Annotated in this window: 28 protein-coding genes and 1 pseudogene; 14 read left to right on the forward strand and 15 right to left on the reverse strand. The window is 60.0% G+C overall.

What is annotated here, in order from left to right:
• The first annotated feature begins 300 nt into the window (after positions 1-300).
• Entirely contained in the window at positions 301-939 is a 639-nt protein-coding gene (locus FHX08_RS00985) for a TetR family transcriptional regulator C-terminal domain-containing protein (protein WP_132653422.1), read from the forward strand.
• Positions 940-1,002: 63 nt separating this feature from the next.
• Here the strand turns inward: FHX08_RS00985 and FHX08_RS00990 are convergent, their stop codons facing one another.
• On the reverse strand, positions 1,003-1,902 hold the full coding sequence (locus FHX08_RS00990) for a LysR family transcriptional regulator (RefSeq protein WP_132653423.1): 900 nt from the start codon (positions 1,900-1,902) through the stop codon (positions 1,003-1,005).
• 102 nt (positions 1,903-2,004) lie between these two features.
• Between FHX08_RS00990 and FHX08_RS00995 the strand changes: the two genes are divergently transcribed.
• The gene (locus tag FHX08_RS00995) at positions 2,005-3,027 is read left to right on the forward strand and encodes a zinc-dependent alcohol dehydrogenase family protein (protein ID WP_132653424.1); all 1,023 of its coding nucleotides are present in this window, start codon (positions 2,005-2,007) and stop codon (positions 3,025-3,027) included.
• Between the two features lie 19 nt (positions 3,028-3,046).
• Here FHX08_RS00995 and FHX08_RS01000 read toward each other — a convergent pair whose 3' ends face one another.
• The gene (locus FHX08_RS01000; RefSeq protein ID WP_132653425.1) at positions 3,047-3,478 is read right to left on the reverse strand and encodes a rhodanese-like domain-containing protein; all 432 of its coding nucleotides are present in this window, start codon (positions 3,476-3,478) and stop codon (positions 3,047-3,049) included.
• A 92-nt stretch (positions 3,479-3,570) separates the two neighbouring features.
• Here FHX08_RS01000 and ftrA point away from each other — a divergent pair, with 92 nt between their 5' ends.
• The gene (gene ftrA / locus FHX08_RS01005; RefSeq protein WP_132653426.1) at positions 3,571-4,551 is read left to right on the forward strand and encodes a transcriptional regulator FtrA; all 981 of its coding nucleotides are present in this window, start codon (positions 3,571-3,573) and stop codon (positions 4,549-4,551) included.
• A 65-nt stretch (positions 4,552-4,616) separates the two neighbouring features.
• Here the strand turns inward: ftrA and preA are convergent, their stop codons facing one another.
• From preA to FHX08_RS01025, 4 genes are all read right to left on the reverse strand, one after another.
• Positions 4,617-5,930 carry an NAD-dependent dihydropyrimidine dehydrogenase subunit PreA gene (gene preA, locus FHX08_RS01010; protein ID WP_184326775.1) on the reverse strand — a complete coding sequence of 438 codons (1,314 nt, stop codon included), beginning with the start codon at positions 5,928-5,930 and terminating at the stop codon, positions 4,617-4,619.
• 15 nt (positions 5,931-5,945) lie between these two features.
• Positions 5,946-7,307 carry an NAD(P)-dependent oxidoreductase gene (locus tag FHX08_RS01015; protein ID WP_184326776.1) on the reverse strand — a complete coding sequence of 454 codons (1,362 nt, stop codon included), beginning with the start codon at positions 7,305-7,307 and terminating at the stop codon, positions 5,946-5,948.
• 456 nt (positions 7,308-7,763) lie between these two features.
• Positions 7,764-8,759, reverse strand: a complete 996-nt coding sequence (locus FHX08_RS01020) for a sensor histidine kinase (protein ID WP_184327343.1) — start codon at positions 8,757-8,759, stop codon at positions 7,764-7,766.
• Between the two features lie 191 nt (positions 8,760-8,950).
• The gene (locus FHX08_RS01025; protein ID WP_132653429.1) at positions 8,951-9,745 is read right to left on the reverse strand and encodes a response regulator; all 795 of its coding nucleotides are present in this window, start codon (positions 9,743-9,745) and stop codon (positions 8,951-8,953) included.
• A 274-nt stretch (positions 9,746-10,019) separates the two neighbouring features.
• On the opposite strand from FHX08_RS01025, the gene FHX08_RS01030 reads away from it, so the two are divergent.
• Both FHX08_RS01030 and FHX08_RS01035 read left to right on the forward strand, forming a co-directional pair.
• Positions 10,020-10,226, forward strand: coding sequence for a NepR family anti-sigma factor (locus FHX08_RS01030; RefSeq protein ID WP_132653430.1), 207 nt, complete (start codon positions 10,020-10,022; stop codon positions 10,224-10,226).
• 8 nt (positions 10,227-10,234) lie between these two features.
• Entirely contained in the window at positions 10,235-10,789 is a 555-nt protein-coding gene (locus tag FHX08_RS01035; RefSeq protein WP_132653431.1) for an RNA polymerase sigma factor, read from the forward strand.
• Positions 10,790-10,925: 136 nt separating this feature from the next.
• Here FHX08_RS01035 and FHX08_RS01040 read toward each other — a convergent pair whose 3' ends face one another.
• The 7 genes from FHX08_RS01040 to hemP form a co-directional block, all read right to left on the reverse strand.
• Positions 10,926-11,327 carry a hypothetical protein gene (locus tag FHX08_RS01040; RefSeq protein ID WP_132653432.1) on the reverse strand — a complete coding sequence of 134 codons (402 nt, stop codon included), beginning with the start codon at positions 11,325-11,327 and terminating at the stop codon, positions 10,926-10,928.
• Positions 11,328-11,335: 8 nt separating this feature from the next.
• A complete protein-coding gene (locus FHX08_RS01045; RefSeq protein ID WP_184326777.1) occupies positions 11,336-11,680 on the reverse strand; it encodes a YqjD family protein in 345 nt (114 codons plus the stop codon).
• A gap of 133 nt (positions 11,681-11,813) precedes the next feature.
• Positions 11,814-12,608, reverse strand: coding sequence for a heme ABC transporter ATP-binding protein (locus tag FHX08_RS01050; protein WP_184326778.1), 795 nt, complete (start codon positions 12,606-12,608; stop codon positions 11,814-11,816).
• 10 nt (positions 12,609-12,618) lie between these two features.
• Positions 12,619-13,725 carry a FecCD family ABC transporter permease gene (locus FHX08_RS01055; protein WP_184326779.1) on the reverse strand — a complete coding sequence of 369 codons (1,107 nt, stop codon included), beginning with the start codon at positions 13,723-13,725 and terminating at the stop codon, positions 12,619-12,621.
• Between the two features lies 1 nt (position 13,726).
• Positions 13,727-14,656, reverse strand: a complete 930-nt coding sequence (locus tag FHX08_RS01060) for a hemin ABC transporter substrate-binding protein (protein ID WP_184326780.1) — start codon at positions 14,654-14,656, stop codon at positions 13,727-13,729.
• Between the two features lie 11 nt (positions 14,657-14,667).
• Positions 14,668-15,717, reverse strand: coding sequence for a hemin-degrading factor (locus FHX08_RS01065; RefSeq protein WP_184326781.1), 1,050 nt, complete (start codon positions 15,715-15,717; stop codon positions 14,668-14,670).
• Positions 15,718-15,737: 20 nt separating this feature from the next.
• A complete protein-coding gene (hemP, locus tag FHX08_RS31915) occupies positions 15,738-15,923 on the reverse strand; it encodes a hemin uptake protein HemP (RefSeq protein WP_132653438.1) in 186 nt (61 codons plus the stop codon).
• Positions 15,924-16,101: 178 nt separating this feature from the next.
• Here hemP and FHX08_RS01075 point away from each other — a divergent pair, with 178 nt between their 5' ends.
• From FHX08_RS01075 to FHX08_RS01095, 5 genes are all read left to right on the forward strand, one after another.
• Complete coding sequence (locus FHX08_RS01075; protein ID WP_184326782.1) at positions 16,102-16,527, forward strand: hypothetical protein; 426 nt, start codon at positions 16,102-16,104, stop codon at positions 16,525-16,527.
• Positions 16,528-16,581: 54 nt separating this feature from the next.
• Positions 16,582-17,961 (forward strand): energy transducer TonB, encoded by a 1,380-nt coding sequence (locus FHX08_RS01080; protein WP_184326783.1) that lies wholly within the window; start codon positions 16,582-16,584, stop codon positions 17,959-17,961.
• A gap of 107 nt (positions 17,962-18,068) precedes the next feature.
• A complete protein-coding gene (locus FHX08_RS01085) occupies positions 18,069-18,476 on the forward strand; it encodes a DUF2325 domain-containing protein (RefSeq protein WP_132653441.1) in 408 nt (135 codons plus the stop codon).
• The gene (locus FHX08_RS01090; protein WP_184326784.1) at positions 18,473-18,745 is read left to right on the forward strand and encodes a hypothetical protein; all 273 of its coding nucleotides are present in this window, start codon (positions 18,473-18,475) and stop codon (positions 18,743-18,745) included. The genes FHX08_RS01085 and FHX08_RS01090 overlap by 4 nt, the downstream gene beginning before the upstream one ends.
• 10 nt (positions 18,746-18,755) lie before the next feature.
• On the forward strand, positions 18,756-19,070 hold the full coding sequence (locus FHX08_RS01095; RefSeq protein ID WP_184326785.1) for an antibiotic biosynthesis monooxygenase family protein: 315 nt from the start codon (positions 18,756-18,758) through the stop codon (positions 19,068-19,070).
• Positions 19,071-19,199: 129 nt separating this feature from the next.
• On the opposite strand, the gene FHX08_RS01100 is transcribed toward FHX08_RS01095, so the two are convergent.
• Together FHX08_RS01100 and FHX08_RS01105 are read right to left on the reverse strand one after the other, a co-directional pair.
• Entirely contained in the window at positions 19,200-19,571 is a 372-nt protein-coding gene (locus FHX08_RS01100; RefSeq protein WP_184326786.1) for a DUF423 domain-containing protein, read from the reverse strand.
• A gap of 2 nt (positions 19,572-19,573) precedes the next feature.
• Complete coding sequence (locus FHX08_RS01105; RefSeq protein ID WP_184326787.1) at positions 19,574-19,963, reverse strand: group II truncated hemoglobin; 390 nt, start codon at positions 19,961-19,963, stop codon at positions 19,574-19,576.
• A 158-nt stretch (positions 19,964-20,121) separates the two neighbouring features.
• Between FHX08_RS01105 and FHX08_RS01110 the strand changes: the two genes are divergently transcribed.
• The 4 genes and pseudogenes from FHX08_RS01110 to FHX08_RS01125 all read left to right on the forward strand — a co-directional run bounded on the left by FHX08_RS01110 (position 20,122) and on the right by FHX08_RS01125 (position 22,568).
• Complete coding sequence (locus FHX08_RS01110) at positions 20,122-20,685, forward strand: TetR/AcrR family transcriptional regulator (protein ID WP_184326788.1); 564 nt, start codon at positions 20,122-20,124, stop codon at positions 20,683-20,685.
• Between the two features lie 148 nt (positions 20,686-20,833).
• Complete coding sequence (locus FHX08_RS01115) at positions 20,834-21,175, forward strand: DMT family transporter (protein ID WP_132653447.1); 342 nt, start codon at positions 20,834-20,836, stop codon at positions 21,173-21,175.
• A 92-nt stretch (positions 21,176-21,267) separates the two neighbouring features.
• Positions 21,268-21,515 (forward strand): annotated as a pseudogene (locus FHX08_RS01120) (trehalose utilization protein ThuA); the annotation flags it as partial.
• Between the two features lie 9 nt (positions 21,516-21,524).
• On the forward strand, positions 21,525-22,568 hold the full coding sequence (locus FHX08_RS01125; RefSeq protein WP_132653448.1) for a Gfo/Idh/MocA family protein: 1,044 nt from the start codon (positions 21,525-21,527) through the stop codon (positions 22,566-22,568).
• The last annotated feature ends 240 nt before the right edge of the window (positions 22,569-22,808 follow it).

Raw genomic sequence — 22,808 nt, forward strand, 5'->3', positions numbered from 1 at the left:
ACTGAAAGTCCTCACCTGTTTTGCGGCAGTCATGCAATGTGCCTGCCTGCCTGTTCCCGTGGTCAAGTTCCGCTGCTGGCTTGTTGTTCTGTCAGCGTCGGAAAATCGCCAGTTGCCTTTGTTTTTTATCTGGCAGATAATTTGACCGATTGGTAAACATTACAACTTCCATCGCTGCGCTCAAGACGAAAATCACGAAAAATACAGACAAAAATGCGGGCAATTGCCTATTAAAGCGGCAGGAGAGGCTGCTCTTCCAATCTTGAGCGAAGGAGTTGAATTTCAAGGGGAAAAGAGCGAATGGCCATACCGAGAGCGGCGAAGACACTTCGGCGAACGCGAATCCAGGAAGAGAAGGAAGAGCAGATCCTGGAAGCGGCGCTGGACGTGTTTTCGGTCAGTGGCTTTCGCGGCTCGACCATTGACCAGATCGCCGAGGTGGCGGGCATGTCGAAGCCGAACCTGCTTTATTATTTCCGCACAAAGGAGGCCATGCACCGGGCGCTGATCGACCGGGTACTCTTCAACTGGCTGGAGCCGTTGAGGGCTTTCGATGCGGAAGGCAATCCGGAATCGGAGATTCGCAGCTATATCAGGCGCAAGCTCGAGATGGCGCGCGATTTCCCTCGCGAGAGCCGGCTCTTTGCCAACGAGATGCTGCAGGGCGCGCCGCATGTTCTCGATATGCTGAAAGGACCGCTGAAAGAGCTGGTCGATGAAAAGGCGGCCGTCATCCGCACCTGGATCAAAAGTGGCAAGATCGTCCGCTGCGATCCCTACCACCTCATTTTTTCGATCTGGTCGACAACGCAGCACTATGCCGATTTCGATGTACAGGTTCGCGCCGTGCTCGGCGAAGAGCATTCCGGCGACGGGCGCTTCGAGGACGCGGCGCGTTTTCTGGAGCAACTTTTCATCGGTGGCTTGCGGCCTGATTGAAAGGCTGTCCGGAGCGCACGCGGAGAAGAATCTCCGTGATCCTTTCAATTACAGCGTTTCTGCTCAGCCCATCATTGCCGGAAGCCGGGCCGCCAGCGTGTCGATCGCCAGTCTTACCTTCGGCAGCATAATCGGCGAGCGCAGCCAAAGGGCATGTGCATCGAAGATATTAGGCTCTTCGTGTTTCAGCACCTGGACGAGATGACCGGAGGCCACGCTTTCGCGTACCAGCCAACAAGGCAGCCAGGCAAGGCCGCGTCCTGCGACCGCCGCATCCGAGATGGCTGCGAGATCGTCGAGCCGCAGCCGTGTCTTCGGCTGGACCTCCCGCCACCGATCATCGGGCGTCGGGAAAATCCAGGTCCTTTCATAGTCGCCACGTCTGTAGACGATGCCTTGATGGCGGGGAATATCGGCAATCGTTTGCGGTATGCCATGTCTTTCCAGATAGGCAGGCGATGCGCAGACGGTCATTCGCTGGCGAGCGACGGCGCGGGCCATCAGATCGGGATGGTCTTTCAGCGGGCCGTTGCGGATGACAAGATCGAATCCATCCTCCATGAGATCGACGATGCGGTCGTTGAAGGAAAGGTCGAGTTCGAGCTCGGGATGTTCATCGAGCAGATCCTCCAGAACAGGTGCGATACAGAGGCGACCGAAGAGCACCGGCATCGAGATGCGCAACCGGCCGCGCACGCTGCGGCGGCCTGATTCCAGCATTGCCTCGCCAAGGCGGATTTCCTCGACCGCGCGCAGGCAGCGCTCATAGAAAAAGCGGCCTTCCTCCGTCAGGCTTTGCATGCGTGTCGTGCGATTGAAGAGGCGCACGCCGAGCCGTTGCTCCAGGCGTGCAATGGTCTTGCCGACGGCTGAGCGCGTGAGATGAAGCCGCTCCGCCGCTGCCGAAAAACCGCCAGCCTCGACGGCTTCGACGAAAATCGAAATGCCTTTCAGATGCTCCATATTGTTTCCTCATGGGAACCAGTCTGGCGAATTAATATCGCAACTGGAGAGAAAACTTCAACGATATGTTTCGCTTCCTGCAATCGGACAAGGAGCGAGACAATGCAGACGACACGGCAATGGCAGATCGACATGGTTGGACCGGAGCGAAAACTTGCGATCGGCGAGCGGAGACTGGAGCCGGTTTCGAGCAATAGGATTCTCGTGCGGACGGAGGCGGTTTCGCTGAATTTTCGCGACAGGCTGGTGATGGAAACCGGCATGGGATTGCCGCTGCAATTTCCCTTCGTGCCGGCTTCCGACATGGCCGGAGTCGTGGAAGCCGTCGGTCCCGATGTTACCCGTTTCAAGCCGGGAGATCGCGTGATCTCGACTTTCTCGCCCGACTGGATCGACGGACGCGGCTTGGGCGATGCCCGCACGCCGCCTTACAAAACGCGCGGTGGCTTCTATCCCGGCGTTCTTTCGCAATACACGGTGCTCTCCGAGGAATGGTATTCGCACGCACCTGCCACGGTGGATGCGGCTGAGGCGAGTACTTTGCCCTGTGCTGGACTGACGGCGTGGTTCGCGCTGATCGAGCGCGGCGGCTTGAAGGCCGGCGACAAGGTACTGATACAGGGCACGGGCGGCGTTGCGCTCTTCGGACTGCAGATCGCCAAGGCGCATGGGGCGGAGGTCTTCATCACATCAGGCAGCGCGGAAAAACTGGAACGCGCCGTTGCCCTTGGCGCCGATCATGCGCTCAGTCGCAACGACGGTGACTGGGTGGAGCGGCTCTATTCGCTGACCGACGGCTACGGCGCCGACCATGTCCTGGAGATTGTCGGCGGTGCGCATCTCGGTCAGGCGTTGAAAGCCGTGGCGGTCAATGGCCGCATCTCGGTCATCGGCGTTCTCGAAGGTTTCGAAGTGTCCGGTCCGGCTGCCCAGCTCTTGCTCAAGGCGCCCGTGGTGCAGGGTATTTCCGTCGGTCATCGTCGGGCGTTGGAGGGTCTCGTCCGGGCGGTTGACCAGACTGGACTGAAGCCCGTCATCGACAAGCGTTGTGCTTTCGAGGAATTCCCCGCAGCGCTCGAGCATCTCTATCGCGGCCCCTTCGGGAAGGTCGTGATTGAGTTCTAAGCGGCGGTTTCCCTTCCCCTCAATGAGAAGGGAGCCTGGATGAGGCGGCAGCGCTTGCTTCGCCTTCGAAAGCAAGACCCTCATCCGCCCAGCCGGTCAAACCGCCGATCATCAGTTTGACGGACAGGCCGAGGCGGGAGAGGCGCAGTGCCGCCTTATCCGCGCCGTTGCAGTGCGGCCCGGCGCAATAGACAACAAACAGCGTGTCCGAAGGCCATTCCGACATGCGATGCGCGGTCATCTTGCCGTGCGGCAGGTTGAGGGCGCCGGGGATATGCGAAAGGGCGAAGAGCGCCGGCGAGCGGACGTCGAGCAATACGAAATCGACCTTGCCCGAAGTAAGGGCGGCGTTCACATCCGAGCAATCCGTCTCGAAGGCGAGCTTGCGGGAAAAATGTTCGGCGGCGGCTTCAGGGGCTGCTGCGGGGATGTCGGAAACGGGGCTCGGCATGATCTTGTCCTTTCTTGCCTTTGGTTGCCGCCGATTATTGCCGATGCTAGTGATGGACGAAATTGGCCATCACGACGGATAGCGTAAAGATCATGCCAAAATCGGATGTTGACCCGACCCACGGACCGCATGTGGTGGCGCTTGCCTATGACGGGCTCTGCACCTTCGAATTCGGCATTGCCTATGAGGTCTTCGGCCTGTCGCGGCCGGAGATGGGGGCGAACTGGTATCGCTTCTCTGTGGCCGGCATCGAACCCGGTCCATTGCGCGCGGCAGGCGGCCTGACCGTTGCCGTCGATAAGGGACTGGAACTGCTTGGCGAGGCGGACCTCATTATCGCGCCGGGCTGGCGGGCAATCGATGCACCGGTGCCGAAGCCTTTGATCGCTGCCTTGCGGGTTGCGCATGAACGGGGAGCGCGGGTGATGTCGCTCTGTTCGGGTGTCGCCGTGCTTGCGGCTGCCGGCCTGCTCGCCGGGCGGCGGGCGACGACCCACTGGCGCTATGTCGCTTCGATTGCTGCGCGGTACCCAGACATCGCGCTCGATGCCGATGTGCTCTACATGGATGAGGGCAGCATTCTGACGGCAGCGGGTAGTGCCGCCGGTATCGACCTCTGCCTGCATGTGGTACGCGGGGATTTCGGCCCCGATGCCGCCAACAGCGTGGCGCGCCGACTCGTCGTTCCGCCGCATCGCGAAGGCGGGCAGGCGCAATTCATCGCGGCTCCCGTGCCGGAGGAAAGAGAAGGCATTCGTCTTGGACCGCTGATCGAATGGATGCGCGAGCGGCTATCGGAGGAGCAGCCGATCAACCTGCTCGCCGGCAAGGCCGGGATGAGCATGCGCACCTTCCAGCGCCGCTTCGAGGCGGCGACGGGCGACAGTGTCGGCGAATGGCTGCTGAAGGAGCGGCTGCGGCATGCGCGCGACCTTCTGGAGAAGGAGCTTGCCGTATCGCTCGACGATATTGCCGCCGCCAGTGGCTTCGGCACGCTCGCGACCATGCGCCACCATTTCCGCCGGCGGCTCGGCACGAGCCCGAGCGCTTACAGGAAGTCGTTCGGGCTTTGAGGGCCGACGGATAAAGAAAAAGCCGCCGTAGATGGGTGGCTTTTTCATCAGGCTTTTCGGAGGACTTACTCCGCGGCCTGGCGCGCCATCGGATTGTTCGGGTGCGTCGTCCAGTTGGCGTAGTTCGGGTCGACGACCTTGCCGGTGCGCTTGTCAAGGGTGCCAGCGGGAAGCTGCTCCATGGTGATGCAGTTTTCGACAGGGCAGACGCTGACGCAGAGATTGCAGCCGACGCATTCCTCTTCCATCACCTCGAAATGGCGGGCGCCATCGACGAAATTGGTGATCGCCTGGTGCGAGGTGTCCTCGCAGGCAATGTAGCAGCGGCCGCATTTGATGCAGGCGTCCTGATCGATCTTCGCCTTGGCGATGTAGTTGAGGTTGAGATATTGCCAGTCGGTGACGTTTTGCACGGCGCGGCCGGTGATGTCGTCGAGGGTCCTGTGGCCCTTTTCGTCCATCCAGTCCGAGAGGCCCGTGATCATCTCCTGTACGATCTTGAAGCCATAGGTCATGGCGGCGGTGCAGACCTGCACGTTGCCGGCGCCGAGCACCAGGAATTCGGCCGCATCGCGCCAGGTGGTGATGCCACCGATGCCGGAGATCGGCAGGCCGTAGGTTTCCGGATCGCGGGCAATCTCGGCGACCATGTTCAGCGCGATCGGCTTGACGGCCGGACCGCAATAACCGCCGTGGCTGCCCTTGCCGCCGACGGTCGGGTTCGGGGCAAAATTGTCAAGATCGACCGAGACGATCGAATTGATCGTATTGATGAGCGAGACGGCATCCGTGCCGCCGGCCTTGGCGGCCCGCGCCGGCCGGCGGATATCGGTGATATTGGGAGTCAGTTTGGTGATGACAGGCATGCGCGTGTACTGCTTGCACCAGCGCACGACCATTTCGATATATTCCGGCACCTGGCCGACGGCCGAGCCCATGCCGCGCTCGGACATGCCGTGCGGACAGCCGAAGTTCAGTTCGATCCCGTCGGCGCCGGTCTCTTCCACCAGCGGCAGGATCGCCTTCCAGGCCTGTTCCTCGCAGGGAACCATGATCGAGGCAACAAGCGCCCGGTCCGGCCAGTTCATCTTGACCTGCTTCATTTCCCGTAGGTTGGTCTGCAGGTCGCGGTCGGTGATGAGCTCGATATTGTTCAGGCCGAGCAGACGGCGATCGGCACCCCAGATCGCCCCGTAGCGCGGGCCGTTGACGTTGACGACCGGCGGGCCTTCTTCGCCCAGCGTCTTCCAGACGACGCCGCCCCAGCCCGCCTTGAAGGCACGCTCGACATTATAAGCCTTGTCCGTCGGCGGTGCGGAGGCGAGCCAGAAGGGGTTCGGAGACTTGATGCCGACGAAATTATTGCGGAGATCAGCCATTGGTCATTCTCCCCTTCAGGCGACCGCGACAGCCGGAGCGGCTGCGGCAGTGAGGGCGCGGTGAATGGATTCGGCCGCATCGCGGCCATGGGCGACGGCAGATACGGTGAGATCCTCACCGCCGAAGACGCAGTCGCCGCCGGCCCACACACCTTCGATCGATGTGCGGCCTTCGGCATCCACGGCGATACGGCCGGATTCCATGCGCAGCGCGCCGAGGCCGGAAGCCTCAAAGGTCTGGCCGATCGCCTTGAATATCTGGTCGGCGGCAATCACGCCGGTCTCGCCGGTGCTAGTGAGGCGGCCATCAACGAGAGCCGTATATTCCACCTCGATCGCGGCCACCTTACCATCCTGCGAGATGATCGATTTCGGGGCCAGCCAATGGCGAATGATGACGCCCTTTGACGTTGCGAGATCCTGCTCGAATTCCGAAGCGTTCATATGTTCCTTGCCGCGGCGGTAGCAGATCGTCACTTCCTCGGCGCCGAGCAGCTTTGCCTGCACGGCGGCGTCGATTGCCGTCATGCCGCCACCCAAGACGACGACGCGGCGGCCGATGGCGATGTCGCCCTTGTTGCCGGCCTGGCGGAGGGCGGCGATGAAATCGACGGCATCAACGACACCGGGCAGATTTTCGTTGTCGACGCGCAGCGCATTGACGCCGGCAAGGCCGAGGCCGAGGAAGACGGCGTCATACCGGCTCTGCAGATCGGCGAGGGAGAAATCGCGGCCGAGCTGCTCACCGTGCTTCACTTCGATGCCGCCGATGGAAAGGACGTAATCGACCTCTTTCTGCGCGAAATCGTCGACCGTTTTGTAGGTGGCGATACCATATTCGTTCAGGCCGCCGGATTTCGGCCTGGCATCATAGATGACGACCTCATTGCCCTTGACGGCGAGGCGATGGGCTGCAGCAAGGCCGGCGGGGCCGGCGCCGACGACGGCGATCTTCTTGCCGGTCGGTTCGGCGCGCCGGTAGAACTGCTTGCCAGCAGCCATTGCCGCATCGGTCGCGTAGCGCTGCAAGCGACCGATCTCCACCGGCCGTTCCTCGGCCGTGTTGCGCACGCAGGCCTGCTCGCAGAGCTCTTCGGTGGGACAGACGCGGGCGCACATGCCGCCAAGGATGTTCTGGTCGAAAATGGTCTTCGCCGAACCCAGGGGATTGCCGGTCGATATCTGGCGGATGAAGAGCGGAATGTCGATCGAGGTGGGACAGGCCGTCATGCACGGCGCGTCATAACAGAAATAGCACCGGTCAGCTGCGACCAGCGCTTCGTGATTGTCGAGGCGCGGATGAAGATCGGAAAAATTAGCCTCGTACTCGGCGGACGAAAGCCGGCCGGCACGAATCCCAGTTTCCAGACGTTCCATTGAAGTTCCCTCTTTATTGGTAACGACTAGTGAGGGAATCGTAACTCAGGTTCAAAAATTTATCAAACGGTAAAATTTCCGCAATTTCCTTTCGTTCCTGCCTTTTAACTCATTGATTTTATTTAGTTACATGATTCTTCGAGCAATCCTCGCCCAGCTATTAGGGGTACCGGAGCAGCAACCGGGGTTTCGGGCCGCGAAAAAAATAACAAAAGTCCAATTTTTTTCCGAACAGGCGGAACCAAAGTTAACGCCCGTAGTTAATGCGGTATCCGAATGATGACCGCATCGACCCAACATGCGCGCCCCCAACCCATCATTCGGACGTACTCACGGTCCCCTCCCGGTGAGTGAAGACAGCTGGTGCGCCGCCCTCGCACCGGCTGTTTTTCGTTTGGGCCGGAGCAATTCCAGCGAAGTGGTTTTGCGACCGCAATTGCGTGGAAAGCAAACATCTCAGGAGCGCTTGAGGATTTCGAATTCCGTTTCCGGGACCGTCAAGTGATATTCAATGCGGCCGGGTGCGAGTGTCAGTTCGGCCTTGCCATTGACGGAGGAGGGCACCACACGCTCCAGCACTGTGCGGCCGAAGCTGTTTTCACTGAACTCATGCACATCGTCCCTGTTTGGAAGGACTTCCACCCAGGCGAGCTCGATTGCCCGGCGGCCGGTGATCTTTGCCTCGCGGCAGTTCAGGGTGACCGACGTCGCCCCGCTGGCAATTGCGCCATAGGAGGCAGAATTGACGATCAGTTCATGCAGAGCTAGGCCAAGATGCACGGCGGCGTTCGGTGTCAGATGGGCATTGATGCCAAAAATCGGCATGGAGCCCGATGTTTCCGGCCAATAGGGCGCGAACTGTTTTTCGGCGAGCTCGAACAGGAAGGCGCCGCGCCAGCTGGAATCGGTGACCAGATCCTGAGAGTTGGATAGTGACTGAAGTCGCCCGCGGAATTTCACCAGGAAAGCATCGAGAGAAATGGTATTGCGCGCGGTCTGCGTGGCAATGCCCTGAATGATGGCAAGCAGATTCTTGGAGCGGTGGGAAAGTTCGCGCAGCAGCGATTTTAGCACCTTTTCGCGATGCCGGCTTTCGGTGACTTCCGAGATAACGGAAAGCAGGCCGTAATTGCTGCGATCGCCGGTGCGTTGAACTTTCAGTTCGAACGTCCTGACTTCGCCGTCGATTGTAATATCGACTTCGGCATTGCTGGAAGCGCCGGTCTCAAGCACTCTCTGTTTCATCGCGACAAGGGACTTGCCGTGTGTTTCGCCAAACAGCGAGCCGTCATCGCCACCGGCGACAAAACGTTTCTCAAAATGGGGAGGGAGGTTTTCGGCATAGATTATGGCAAGGCTCGCGTCCTGATACAGGATCGAGATAGCGGCACTGGCGAGCGCGCGCTCCATAATGACCGCCTTGCCTTCGGTGGTGAAAGGCGTTCCGGACAATGGTCCAGTCGTATTCACTCGGCCGCCTTTCCTCAGTCCCTTAGACATATGGAGGGATTGTCCCTCCCGACAAAACTGCCGGTCATTCTAAAAGCAAGCGCCGCAAAAAACCGTTAAAGCCTCCAATGCGCTCCGGCAGAGCCGGAACGCATCGTTACCGGAATGGTTCCGGAGCGGTCAAAATTCACGCTTCAGGCCGCCACACGGGTCGTTTCATTGAAGAAAAGCGCCTGACTGATCAGGGCCTTGACCATGTCGGGATTGAAGGGCTTGGTCACGAGGAAGGTGGGCTCCGGACGCTCTCCAGTCAGCAATCTCTCCGGAAAAGCGGTGATGAAGATCACCGGAACACTCGAGGTCTTCAGAATATCGTTGACGGCATCGATGCCTGAGCTGCCGTCGGCAAGCTGGATATCGGCCAGTACCATGCTCGGTTTCGTCTTGTTGTAGAGCGCGACCGCTTCGCTGTGGGTGCGGGCGATGCCGGTGACGCGATGGCCGAGGCTTTCGACCATCTGCTCGATATCCATGGCGATCAGCGGCTCGTCCTCGATGATCATGATATCGGTCGCCACCTGACGCGAGATCTCGTGCGAAGCCTTGTCGAGGAGCTGCACGGTTTCTTCCTCGCTTGTTTCGAGAATGTCGGCGATTTCCGAGATGCGGAAATTCTCGACCGAAGCAAGCAGGAACGCCTGCCGGGCGAGCGGCGAGACCTTCGAAAGGTTCAGCGTGGCGCGCTGTTCCCACGCATAGGGAGAGGAGGGCTCCGGAATCTCGACCGCAGTGGAACCAAACAATTGCGTGAAGAGTTTGTAGAGTGCAACGCGGTCGTTCGCGGTATCCGGGAAAATGGTGAGATCGGCGATGATCGCTTCCAGGACGGCGGCGACGTAGGCATCGCCCGAGGTCTGAGTACCGGTGAGAGCGCGAGAATAACGACGCAGATAAGGAAGGTGCGGCGCAATTCGAGTGGAAAGGGTCATTAAAAACTCCCGTATGCAGGCAGATAAATTGCTACAATGACCTGACAACGCGATCTTCATAAAAAAGTTCCTGAGGTGAGGAACTATTTTTGCCGCGTCGCATTATTCTAGCCGACAAAGAAGGGCGTCACGTTTTGACTTATGTGAGCGGATTGAATCTACGGCATCAACGGTTCGGAAGAATTGGCTTGATCGATCGGATATCCGTTCCATTTGGCTTTCACAGCAGACTTTGCCTTTCATCCCAAGACAACAGGCAAGAAGTGATCAATTAATGACGACACAAAAGACAGAGGCAGCAGACGAACGCCAGCTGGAAGTGCGGGCGAGCGACATACTGGATCCGAACAATCAAATCGGTGTCAGGTTGCGGTCGCTCTATGCTGCCGCGCAGGAGGAAGCTATTCCCGATCGCTTCCTCGACCTGCTCGAGAAGCTCGACCAGGCCGAAATGATGGCCTCCGCAAAAATGGCCGAATAGGAATCCGCATGGAAAAAGCGCAACCGAGCTTCAAGCGCGAACTCCTGGCGGCCCTGCCGAGCCTTCGTGCTTTTGCCATATCGCTGATCGGCCGGCACGACCGTGCCGACGACCTGGTTCAGGATACGATCATGAAGGCCTGGGCCAAGCAGGACCATTTCGAGATGGGCACCAACATGAAGGCCTGGCTCTTCACGATCCTGCGCAACGAGCTTTACAGCCAGATGCGCAAGAGCGGCCGCGAAGTGCAGGACAGCGATGGTTTGTTTACCGAATCGATGGCAACGCACCCATCCCAATACGGCGCGCTTGATTTGCAGGACTTCAAGAAGGCGCTGAACCAGCTGCCGCCGGATCAACGCGAAGCGATCATTCTCGTCGGCGCTTCGGGCTTCTCTTACGAGGAAGCGGCGGAAATCTGCGGTTGCGCCGTCGGTACCATCAAGAGCCGCGTGAACCGTGCGCGACAGCGTCTGCAGGAACTCCTGCAGATTTCCGGCGAGGCGGATTTCGGCCCGGATGCGACGTCGGCGCCCTTGACCTCGAAGGCCTTTGCCTTCTGACCAGCTCGTTTCTTGAGTTGAAACATAGCCGGCTGCCTACGGGCGCCGGCTTTCTGTTTTGTGCCGAGGAGCTGTTTTCCGGCATCGCTTTCCGAAAGCCTCGTCACCGCATCAGTGCGATCATTCGCTTGGGTGGTCAGTCCTCCCGCTTCGAACCGACCAGATTGGCAGCAACGAGCGCGGCCACGATGCCTGCGGTCAATAGCGGCTGGGCGCGGACAAGGCCGACGCCGATGGTTGCCAGAGATTCAAGTGTCGCCCGGCGTTCGCGGGCGCGGCGGGCCTCTCGGGCATTGATGATCGCCATGACAACGAAGACGATGATCGCGATCAGCAGCGCACACGCTGCCAGGAAAACCGAAGCACCGATCGGCCCATAGATGCCGGCGAGCCAGATGGCCCCGGCGGTGACGGCAAGCGCATAGGCAGTCAGCAGAAAAAGCAACGCAACGGCGATGAAGATGCCATTGCGCTTGGTGCGTTCTACCGTGCGGTGGACGCTCGTGCCTACGAGCAGGCTCAGGATCTGGAAGAGCATCGAGCCTCCTAGCGGCGGGCGAGCATGGCGACGAGCACGCCGAAGGCAGCAGCGGCGCCGATCGTTGCCAGCGGATGACGGCGGACCGTCTTGCGCATTTCGCCGGCGCTGCGCAGGTAACGCTGCTGCAACTCGTTCAACAGATCTTCGCTCCGGCCAAGGATATCCTCATAGCTTGCGGATGCCTGCGAACGCAGTTTCTCGCCCTGCCGGCGCGAGGTCTTGCCGAGAACATGGGTCAGTTCCGCGATCTCTTCGCGCAGGGTTTCGATCTGGTCTTCGATACTGGCTTCGAGATTTTGGAGAGCGCCGTTGCGGCGGCTGCGGCTGGACGGGAAGAGGGAGTAGGCCATGATTGTCTCCATAGCTTGGCGCGGATAGGCGCCGCCCGGTTTTATCCGGGTCAGCACCGTCAATGGCATGAACGAGAGCGCCCGGCTTTGACCCAAATCATTGCCGACAACGCATTTGCGCCGGAAAGGTTCCTCAGTCGGCGGCAAGCGCACTTTGGGCGAGCACGAAGGGCGTGCCGTGTGGTGGCACCTTGTTAACGCGCAACGGACAGGCGAAAACGGACTGTATGATCTCGTCTGTCAGCACTTCGCGGATATTGCCGGAAGCAGCCAACCGGCCCGATTTCATCAGCACGATCCTGTCGGCAAAATAGGCTGTCAGGTTGAGGTCGTGCATGATGGCGATCACCCCGCCACCGCGCTCGCAGAAACCGCGGGCGAGCCTCATGATCGTCAGTTGATGGCTGATATCGAGGCTGGAAACCGGCTCGTCCAGCAGCAGCCAGCAGGGCTTGCCGTCCACGACCGGTTCGGCGATCTGGCAGAGGACGCGAGCCAGCTGCACGCGCTGCTGCTCGCCGCCGGACAGTTCCTGATAAAAGCGCGCCTCGAAGCCGCTGAGATCGACTGATGCAAGCGCCCTTGCAGCGATCTCGTCAGGCTGATCCGGATGAAGGTTGAGGCCGGAGGTCAGACCCATGCGAACGATCTCGCGCACCGTGAAGGGGAAGGAGATGGCGCTTGACTGGGGCAGGACGCCACGGACGGAGGCAAGCTGCCATGGTTTCAGCCTGCGCACCTCTTCGCCGTTCAGCCGCACCGAACCGTCATAGGCAAGCTCGCCGGAAACGGCTTTCATCGTCGTCGTCTTTCCGGAGCCATTAGGACCGACGATGGCGGTCAGCTGACCCGCCCTTGCGGTGAAGGCGACATCCTGGACGATGGTCTTGCCGGAAAGGCGCACGCTGACGCCGGAAAGTTCGATCATTGATAGAAACTCAAAGGGCAAGGCGCGAGCGCTGCCGCACCAGGATCCACAGGAAGAAGGGGCCGCCAACGGCCGCGGTGATGATGCCGATCGGCAGTTCGGCGGGTGCGACGATGGTGCGGGCGAGCACATCGCCAAAGATCAGCAATGAGCCGCCGAGCAAAGCAGAGGCTGGCAGCAGGAAGCGATGGTCGGGGCCGATTACCATGCGCAGGATGTGAGGCACGACGATGCCGACAAAGCCGATGCCCCCGCTGACGGCAACCGAGGCTCCGGTTGCGGCTGCGACGGTGACGATGGTGATATTCTTCAGCCGCTGGACAGGCACACCCATGTGGAAGGCGGCTGCTTCGCCGAGTGTGATGGCGTTCAGGCCGCGCGCCGTGAAGGGCAGGGCGATGAACGATAGGAGGATGATGGGACCGGCTGCTGATATCTTGATCCAGGTAGCGCCGGCAAGCGAGCCCATGCCCCAGAAGGTGAGATCGCGCAGCTGCTGGTCGTTCGCCATATAGATCAGCACGCCGGTCAGCGCGCCGGCAAGAGCGCCGAGGGCGATGCCGGCAAGCAGCATCGTGGCGACGGAGGTCTGGCCGTTCCTGGTGGCGACCCGGTAGAGCAGCAATGTCGTGGCAAGGCCGCCGCCGAAGGCTGCAAGCGGTAGGGCATAGATGCCGAGCGCCAGGTAAAGAGGCGCGGCGACGGTGCTCCCGAGTACGATCATCACGACAGCGCCGAGGCCGGCGCCGGAGGAGACGCCGACGAGGCCGGGGTCGGCCAGCGGATTGCGGAACAGGCCCTGCATGACGGCGCCGGAGACGGCAAGCGATCCGCCGATCAGAAAGCCGAGGATGGCGCGCGGCAGGCGGATGTCGAAGATGATGATCCGGTCACGGGCGCTGAGCGTTTCGTTGCCCGCCATGTTTCTCACCACGTCGAGAATGGAAGCGTCCGATGCGCCTGTGGTGATGGAGAAGAGCAGGGCGAAGACGAAAGCCACGATGAGCAAGGCAATTGCCAGCAGGGCGAGTTCGGTTCTGTCGCCCGGTTGCCGGCTTCGGTGGAAGACCGCCGAAAGGAATCGTCTGTTTTCCATCATGGCTTCCGGAACGGCCATATCAGCCCCCGTAGATTGCCGCGTTGAGTTCGCGGACAGCACTTGCCGTGCGCGGGCCGAAGCCGAGGAGGTGCAACCCATCCATGCGGATGATCGCCTTCTTCTCGCCGGCCGGGGTAAGCGCGATCGAGGGCTGAGCAAGCAGATCCTCGTTCTTCGTGCCTGCGCCATCGCCGCGGTCCATCATCAGGATCACGTCAGGTTTGGCGTTGATGATCGCCTCGTCGGTCAGCGGCTTGTAGCCCGGAAATTCGCCAATCGCATTGATGGCGCCTGCGAGCTTGATGACGCCGTCGGCAGCGGTGCCGGTGCCCGAAGCCATAATGCGGCCGTTCTGGGCGCTGAGGATGAAGAGGACGCGCTTACGCTCGGACTCCGGGCGTTTCGCGGCGTCGGTAACGGCGGCATCGAGATCGGCGCCGACCTTTTCCTCAAGTGCCTTCGCCTTCTCCGGCACATTCAGCAGCGTGCCGACGCGATCGATCTTCGCGATGATACCGTCGCGCGTATAGGCATTCGGAACGGTCTCGAAGGGCACGCTGGCATTCTTCAAAACGTTCAGCGCCTCCTGCGGGCCGGAGCCCTCGACAGCGATGATTGCCGTCGGGTTCATGGCAAGGATGCCTTCTGGCGAAAGGGCGCGCATATAGCCGACGTCAGGCAGCTTCAATGCCGCCTCCGGATACATGCTCGTCGTATCGCGGGCGATCAGCCTGTTTTCCTCGCCGAGTGCATAGATGATCTCGGTGACGTCGCCGCCGACCGAAACCAGACGCGATGTGTCGAGCTTTATTTCCTCAGCATGGGCGGCACGGACGAAAGCATAGGTTTCGCCCGCCGGTGTTGTCGGGATCAGCGGCAGCGCCATCACAGCTGCCGTCAAGACAAGTTCCCAGAGGTGGATCCGGCGCAGGTGTTGAAGCATCTTCATCGCTCTGATCCTTATGCGGCCACACTTGCTGCCCGCGGCAGGCTTTCCATGATGCCGCGCCATTCAGCCCGCTCGTCGGAGCCTTCCTTCCGCTTGCCAAAAAACTGGATGATCATGTTGCCATCAGCATCATAGGCTTCGAGCGAGGTGACATGGCCATCTTTGGTCGGCTTGCGTACGGCCCAGGTCTCGGCAACGCGGTCTCTCCGCAGATGCAGATGGAAAGTCTCGTCGAGGATATTGAGCCACGGACCGATCGGCTGGATGTTGAAGATCGGGCCGGAATGGATCTGCACGATGCCGCTATTGGCAACGAAGCACATGATCGGCAGGCCTGATTTGACGGAAGCCTGCATCATCTCGGCCGTCGCCGTGTTGTCGAGCTTCCAGGCATAGTCGTCGCCAACGGAGCGCACGGCGGCCTGACGGCCGATCTTCAGGCGCTTCAGCATGCCGAAGAATTCATGCGTGTCGGTGAGCCTGCTCCAGTTGTCGCGCAGTTCTTCCTGCGTGACGTTGCCGCCCTCGTTGGAGGAGAAGGAGGCTTCGGCTTCAGCGAATTCCTGACTCTGATCGGCGAGCTTCAGCTCCGCGACGATGCGGTGATAGGCCTCAACATTGGATGCCGGGCGCAGATGGATCTTGTGAACAGCGCTGCCGGTTTTGTCGAAATACTGGAGGCTCAGACGCTCGGTATCGCCGTCCTTTTTGGTGACGGCGAAGGCGTGCGCCCAGCGGCTCGGAAAGATGCGCAGATCGATGTTTTCGCCGAGCACGATCGCATTGTGCATGTCGGTCGAGATGTTCTCGTAAACGCCGATCTTCTCGTGCACGGCGTTTTCATTGCGCGACAGAGCCATGACTTCCCCGAGATCCGCCACACGCTCCAAAAGCTTGACGGCGCTAGCATCGATCCTGATAGCGCTGATACCGACTTCGGCCGCAACGAGGGCGGCTTCGGAAATCTTCAGCTGCGCGGCAACGTCGCGTTCCCGCATCTTCGGGTTTTCAGCGCGGAACGCGCGGATTTCTGCTGGTGCCGGTCTGGTCTGCTCGGTCATGTTCTACCCTGCTATGAAGGTTACTTGTTGAGAATGAGTTTGCCCTGACGGGTGATCTTCAGGCGGTAGATCACGCCGTCGTGCCGGATCATGATCTCGTTTGTGCCGGCAAAAAGATCGCCGCTTTCGAGAACGCGAATTTCGGCCACCGCAGGTTCGTTCCGCAGTGTTGCGAGCTTAAAGGTATCTGGCTTTTCAACCATCATTTCTGTTGGCTTATTCCGTGATGCGGGGGAAGAGCCCCGGCCTGCCTACAATTATCTTGACTCTGATACTCATAATTTTTTAAAGACGCAATAATTGAAGACAGAAACAGTCAAGTTTTTGATCGCGCTGTTTTGAAGCCGCTTTGGCGGTGGTCGATTAGCTTTTGGAGAGGCGATAATGACAGGTCGGTTTGCTGCGTTTGCGGTTGGTGTGCTGTTTTCGATTTCGGGCGTTGCACAGGCTTATGCGCAGGATGCGGCAGCCAAGCTCGATGTCGAGCTCAATGCGCTGGCGCCCTCGCAGAAGGGCTGCATGATGACCTTTGTTGCCGAGAACAATCTGGCGACGCCGATCAACAAGGTCTCCTTCGAGCTCGCCTTCTTCAATGAGAAGAATGCCGTCGACCGCATCACCGTGCTTGATTTTCGCGATCTGCCGCAGGGCAAGAAGCGGGTACGCCAGTTCGATATGCCTGGTGTCAAGTGCGAGACGGTCACGCGCGTTCTGATCAACGACACGCCGGTCTGCGACGGGCCGGCCACCGGTGAATGCATGAAGGGTCTGGTGACCCGTTCGCAGACAACTGTTCCCTTCGAAGGCTAAGGTCCAGGCCGGATGAAACCCGGCACGCATGTTTCAGGCTGTCCGAGGCGCAAAATGGCGATTTCAGCGAAGTCCAGATCGAGACACGTGCTCATCGAGGAGGCGGGTGCTGACGATAGCCTGAACGACAACAATCCCGGGCACGAGCTGTCCGACCTGCGCAATGCGCAGCGGCAGCCAGCCGGCGAGCAGGTTATTCATTATGCGCGTTTCGCGCAGATCTCTTCCTTCCCTGATCATCCGGAAGCCGCGCCGGCCTCTTCTCTCGCTCCGCCACCGATGGATGCGGCGGCGGAGAAACAGGAAGGCGAGAAGGCGCCGGTGCGGCGCCGGCTGACGGTCATCTGCATTTGCTCGCTGATCTTCCATGCGGCATTGGCGACTGTGCTGATTGTCGCTTTCCCGAAGGCGCCCGAGGAGGCGATTGACGAGGCGGGACAGGCCGTCAGTGTCGTGATGTATGGCGACTCCGATGTCGATCAGACGGCGGCCGGCGAAACGGAAACGACCGTTCAGGAAGAGATCGTAGCAGAGGCCGTTGAGCCCGATACGATCCGGCCGACAGAAACGGCGACGGCGGAAGTCCAGCCGGAAACAGTACAGCCAACCGAAGCTGTGCCGGTCGAGACACAGGACCCCGACCAGCGGGCGCCGGCTGCGGAAATAACACGCGTTTCGCCGGAGACTTCTGCGGCTGTCGAACCTGAAATTCTGGTTTCCGAGGTGCCAGCCGAAGAATCCGTCGTGCAGCCGATGTCGACGATCGTGCCGGAGCAGACGGCGCCTGTCGATACGGTCATGTCGGAGCTGCAGCCTTCCGAAGTGCCGCCCACCGACGTACAGCCGGCTGCGGTCCAGCCGACCGAGGTGCGGCCTGCTGAGACCCAGCCCGAGGTCGTAGAGACTCCACAGGAGGTGAAGCCTGTCGAAACGGCCGAAGTCCAGCCTGAGCCGGAGCAGCCGCAGAAGGCGGTAACGCGGATGCCGAAGCCAAAGGTGAGGACGCAGGAAAAGCCGAAACCGGTTGAGAAGAAGGTTCCGCCGAAGAAGACCGCGGGTGCGAACGGTGAGGGGCAGCAGGACTCCCAACGGGGTATCGCGGAGGGTGATCGCTCAGCTCAATCGGACCGCAATTCACACGCTGCCGGCAACAACAATGGGGTCGGCACCGCAGCTTACGCCAACTACGACGGGAAGGTCCGTAGCCGCATCCGCCGCGCGATCAGAAAACCCCGTGGTGTCGAAGGTACCGTTGTTGTTGCCTTTTCGGTGAATGGCGTCGGCGGGCTGACTTCTGTTCGCGTCGTCAACGGATCCGGCGTTGCCGAAATCGATCAGCTTGCTGTCGATGCCATCAGACGCGCTGCACCATTTGGTCCTACTCCCGGCGGAGGCGCAAGGAGTTTTACCGCATTGCCAATCACGATTGAATAATATGATAAAAACAATCAACTTTATACTTTACTCTAAAAATCAAGTTTAATAGAGTCCATCCGCGCACGCAGGAATCGTGTGACGATCAACGAGCGAACGGGTGGTAAATGGCTCGCAAGGGGAAGAAGGGGGCGAACCGGGAGATCCGCGTTCAGGCCGACCAGGGAGCGCAGGAGACCGTATCGGGGCACTCCAAGCTGGATGGCCGCAGTTTCCTCTATGTTGGCGGCCGCGATTGCCAGGTGGCGCATCTTCGCCAGATCGCCAGCAGCTTCGGCGCCGAACTCATCCATCACGACGGCGGGCTTCGCGAAGCCGTCTCCCGCATCGATACGGTGCTTCCCTCCGTCGACTGCGTGTTCTGCCCCATCGACTGTATCAGCCACGATGCCTGCCTGCGTGTGAAGACCGGCTGCAAGAAGTTCGGCAAGGCCTTCATTCCGCTGCGCAACGGCAGCAAGTCCAGTCTTGAACGTGCGCTGCAGACGATGAACGAACGAGACAATTCCCGATGAATGATGGGCGCCTAGACGGATTCACGATGATCGGCCTGCACAAGCTTGCCGCTCGCAGTGGCGATGGCCTTGTACCGGAGCTTTACGAAGTTTTCCTGCAAAATGCGGCGCGTCGGCGCAGTTACCCCAATGTGGTGCTGTTTCCAGCCTGGGAGGCGCGCATGCCCGGCGAAGCGGCTGCAAGACCCATTGGCGAGGATGCTGCCGATGGCAATAATATCGTCGACTTTCCGCTTTATGCGGGACGGACGAACAGGAAAAAGGCGTGAGGAACTTTCCATGTATATCGCGATGAACCGCTTCAAGGTTGCCGCCGGTGCCGAGGGCGATTTCGAGACCGTCTGGCGCAATCGCGATTCCAGCCTCTCGCAGGTTCCGGGATTCGTCGAATTCCGTCTGCTGCGCGGCAAGGCCAATGCGGAGGAAGGCTATACGCTTTATTCCTCCCACACGCTCTGGCGCAGCGAAGAGGATTTTCAGAACTGGACGAAGTCTGAGAATTTTCGCGCCGCCCATCGCACTGCGGGGGAGCGCAGGGAGATGTACAAGGGGCCGCCGGTCTTCGAAGGCTTCAATGTCGTGGATGGTATGTAAGTGCTAAAGTCCGCCCTGCGCCAGCGGCCCCTAAGGTTATCCACGTATGTAGCCGGTTCAAGCCGCGGTATTGATTGATCATCAGGCTCACCGAGTGGCTATTTTCCCGGCTGGCGAGAAGGGGAAGATTTAAGTCCGCGCCCGCCAGAACGCGCTTGCTGAGACGACCAGCCAGCCCAGCATCATCGCCCATCCGCCGGTCGGCGCTGCGTACGGGAAGAGGCCGGAGCCGGTGAAGCGCAGGGTGACGAGATCGCCCGCAAAGAGCAAAGTGCCGACGATCATCAGCAAACCGGCCAGCCAGGCGGTTTTGATTTTGCCGGAGCTCAACGCCAATGCCAGAAGGGCAGGGGCGTGGGCAAGGCACATGGCGGATGCCGAGGCGGCGAGATGCGCGTCGCCGCCGCCATGGGCGGCAAGCGCGGCGAGGGCAACGCCCGCAAGACCGAAAAGACCAGCAAAAAGGAAGAGCACGGGCTCGATACGCGCGTTCAGGCTCATGACTATTCCTTGTTCTGCATGTGATGGGCGAGCCGTTCCACCGGCGCCCAGATAAGGTCGCGCAGCGACTGGCTGACGATGGTCTCATCCATTGCCTGGCGGAAGCAGAGCAGCCATTCGTCGCGCTCGACGGGGCCGATCTCGGCAACGAAATGACGGCTGCGCAAGCGGGGATGGCCGCGCTTGTCGGTGTATAGCGGCGGGCCGCCCAGATAGCCGGTCATATATTCGTAGAATTTCTCTTCGCTGCCTTCAAGGCTAGGCGGGTGCACGGCGCGCACGTTTCTCGCCTCCGGCAGCGTATCCATCAGTTCGTAGAAACGATGCGTGAGCGCCCGAACGGTCGGATCGCCGCCGATCGCCTCGTATAGTGTAATGACCTCTTCAGGCACGAAACCATCCCTTAATACCCGTTCCTACATGCACCCGATCAAAAAGGATCGCAACTGTCATCAAAACACCGCGGCATTTCGCGCATAATCCCTTGTGGAGCAGGGGCTCCAGCAGAATATCCTTGACAAAAACGTCCAGACGGTATCTTTATAACTCCATGTCAGACGCTCATCATCGCAAGAAACAACCCGTGCTCGTGCGCCAGCAGTTGCTGGAGGTGGCGGCGCGTCTTGCCGGTGAGCAGGGCATGAGCGCTGTCACGCTCGATGCGGTCTCGGCTGCGTCAGGTGTGAGCAAGGGCGGCCTGCTGCATCACTTCCCCACGAAGAATGCGCTGCTGGACGCCTTGTTCGAAAGCCTGCTGGAGAAGTTCGACGCCGATATAGACGAGCTGATGCGCAGCGATCCGCTGCCGCAAGGCCGGTTCTCCCGCGCCTACCTCCAGGCGGTGTCCGGGCTGAAGGATCGTCCCGACGATTCCAGAAGCTGGACGCAGGTGACGATCGCTCTGCTGGCCGAACCCCGGCTGCGCCACCGCTGGCGCGAATGGGTGGCGGCGAGGGCTGAGGAATATATCGGCACCGACTCCGCGCTCGACACATTGATCGTGCGTTTTGCCGCCGACGGTCTGTGGTTCGCGGATACGTTGGAAAGCCATGATATCAGCAGCACTCTCAGGCGGGACCTGATCGCCCGCCTCATCGAGCTGACCCACAAGTAAGCCCGGAGCATCCCCGTTTTTCTGGAATGCTCGATCTCTTTGTTTCGTGGAACTCCGCATGCAAAACCACCTCCCAGTTTTGCCGGAGTTCAATTTACGCAATTCCACACCAGACTTTTGCTGGAGTTGCTCGAGAAGGAATACCGCGATGAATCCAGCTGCCGTATATGGGTTGCTCATTGCAGCCATCGTGCTCGAAGTTATCGGCACGACCGCACTTCAACTCTCCCAGCAGTTCACCCGTCTCGGGCCGACGGCGCTCGTCGTCGCCTGCTACGCGGCGGCTTTCTATTGCCTGTCGCTGACGCTGAAGCATATTCCCGTCGGCATTGCCTATGCGATTTGGAGCGCTTTGGGAATCGTGCTGATTTCCTCTGTCGGCCTCGTGTTTTTCAAGCAGCGGCTGGATACGCCCGCCATCATCGGCCTCGGTCTGATCATATCGGGCGTGGTCGTCGTCAACCTGTTCTCCAAATCCGTTTCCCATTGATGTGAAAAGCGATTTTTGCCCGCCAAGAGGGCCTGGAAAATCCCTTTTGTCAAAGGGCCGGTAAAAGTCTATGTCTTCGTAGAACACGGGAGAGAAACGGCTTCGCTGGCATTTTCCATGGTGGTTTGCATTCTGCTTTTCGCCCCGGCCACGAAACCTACCCGACCTACGCGGCTAACCTGCAGAAGGTGCTGATCGATGGCGTGGATTGGACGTATAACCCCGAGCGTGCGTTGACTGATATCACCGATGCCCCAAATGTGCCGATAGAAAAAAACCTGGAGCCGATGTCGAACGCGGCCCGAGACTGCACCAGGCCGGCGAAGCCGGTTACCGTTGAGGAGCATCCATGCGACTACTCGTTCTTGGTACGGGCGTGATGGCCAGAAACCAGCTCGCCCATTTCGCGAATATGGACGGTGTGACCGTGGTCGGCGCCGTCGACACGGATAGGGACCGGCTTGCCGCCTTTGCCGATAAGTTCAATATCGAGAAGCGGTTTCTGACGCTGGAGGAGGCGATCACCTGGGGCGAGTTCGATGCGGCGACCAATATCACGCCCGACCGGATCCATCACCCCACGACCATGGCGCTGATCGCGGCCGGCAAGCATGTGCTTTGTGAGAAGCCGCTCGCGGAAAACTATCCGAAAGCGCTGGAGATGACGGAAGCGGCTGAAGCTGCCGGCGTCATCAATATGGTCAACCTCACCTATCGCAATGTCGCGCCGCTGCAGCGTGCACGCGAGATGGTGCTGGCGGGCGAACTCGGTACGATCAAGCACGTTGAGGCCTCCTATCTTCAGAGCTGGCTCGTTTCGCGCGCCTGGGGCGACTGGCGCACGGAGTCGACATGGCTGTGGCGTTTGTCTACTGGTCACGGGTCGAACGGCGTGCTCGGCGATGTCGGCATCCATATCCTCGATTTCGCAGCCTACGGCGCCGCAACCGATATCGATCATGTCTTTGCGCGGCTCAAGACCTTCAACAAGGCGCCGGGCGGCCAGATCGGCGAGTATATGCTCGACGCCAATGACAGCTTCACGATGTCGGTCGATTTTGCCAATGGTGCGCTCGGCGTCATTCATGCCAGCCGCTGGGCGACCGGGCACCTGAACGAGCTGAAGCTGCGCATCTATGGCGAGAAGGGCAGCCTTGAGGTCATCCACCGCCCAAGCGGTTCGGAACTGCATGGCTGCCTCGGTGAGGACGTGGAAACGGCGACTTGGCGGCCGGTCGAGGTGCCGCCGGTTCCGACCAACTATCAGCGTTTTGCCGAGGCCGTCGCGAATGGCGCGCAGCATGATCCGAATTTCCGCCATGCGGCGAACCTGCAGAAGGTGCTCGACCTTGCCATGGTAACTGAACGCGAACGTCGCGAATTGAAGGTCTAATCCATTCGAAAAGGTGCCGCCGTGTTGTTGCAAGGCGGTATCCTGCGGCATTTGATCACTAAGCCTGCACTTGAGATGCCATTGGGACTATCCATATTTATTCAATGGCCTACGCGGGGGCTCCTGCGCGGAAGGCCGTATCGTTTCCAAGAGCATTTTCGTTTTTCTTCGAAACACGGAAGCGCTCTATTTTCTTCGTTTTGACGCAATTCCGGAGGCAAAACTGCTATGCACTTTTTG

The sequence above is a fragment of the Rhizobium sp. BK529 genome (assembly GCF_014194105.1).
GTDB lineage: Bacteria > Pseudomonadota > Alphaproteobacteria > Rhizobiales > Rhizobiaceae > Rhizobium.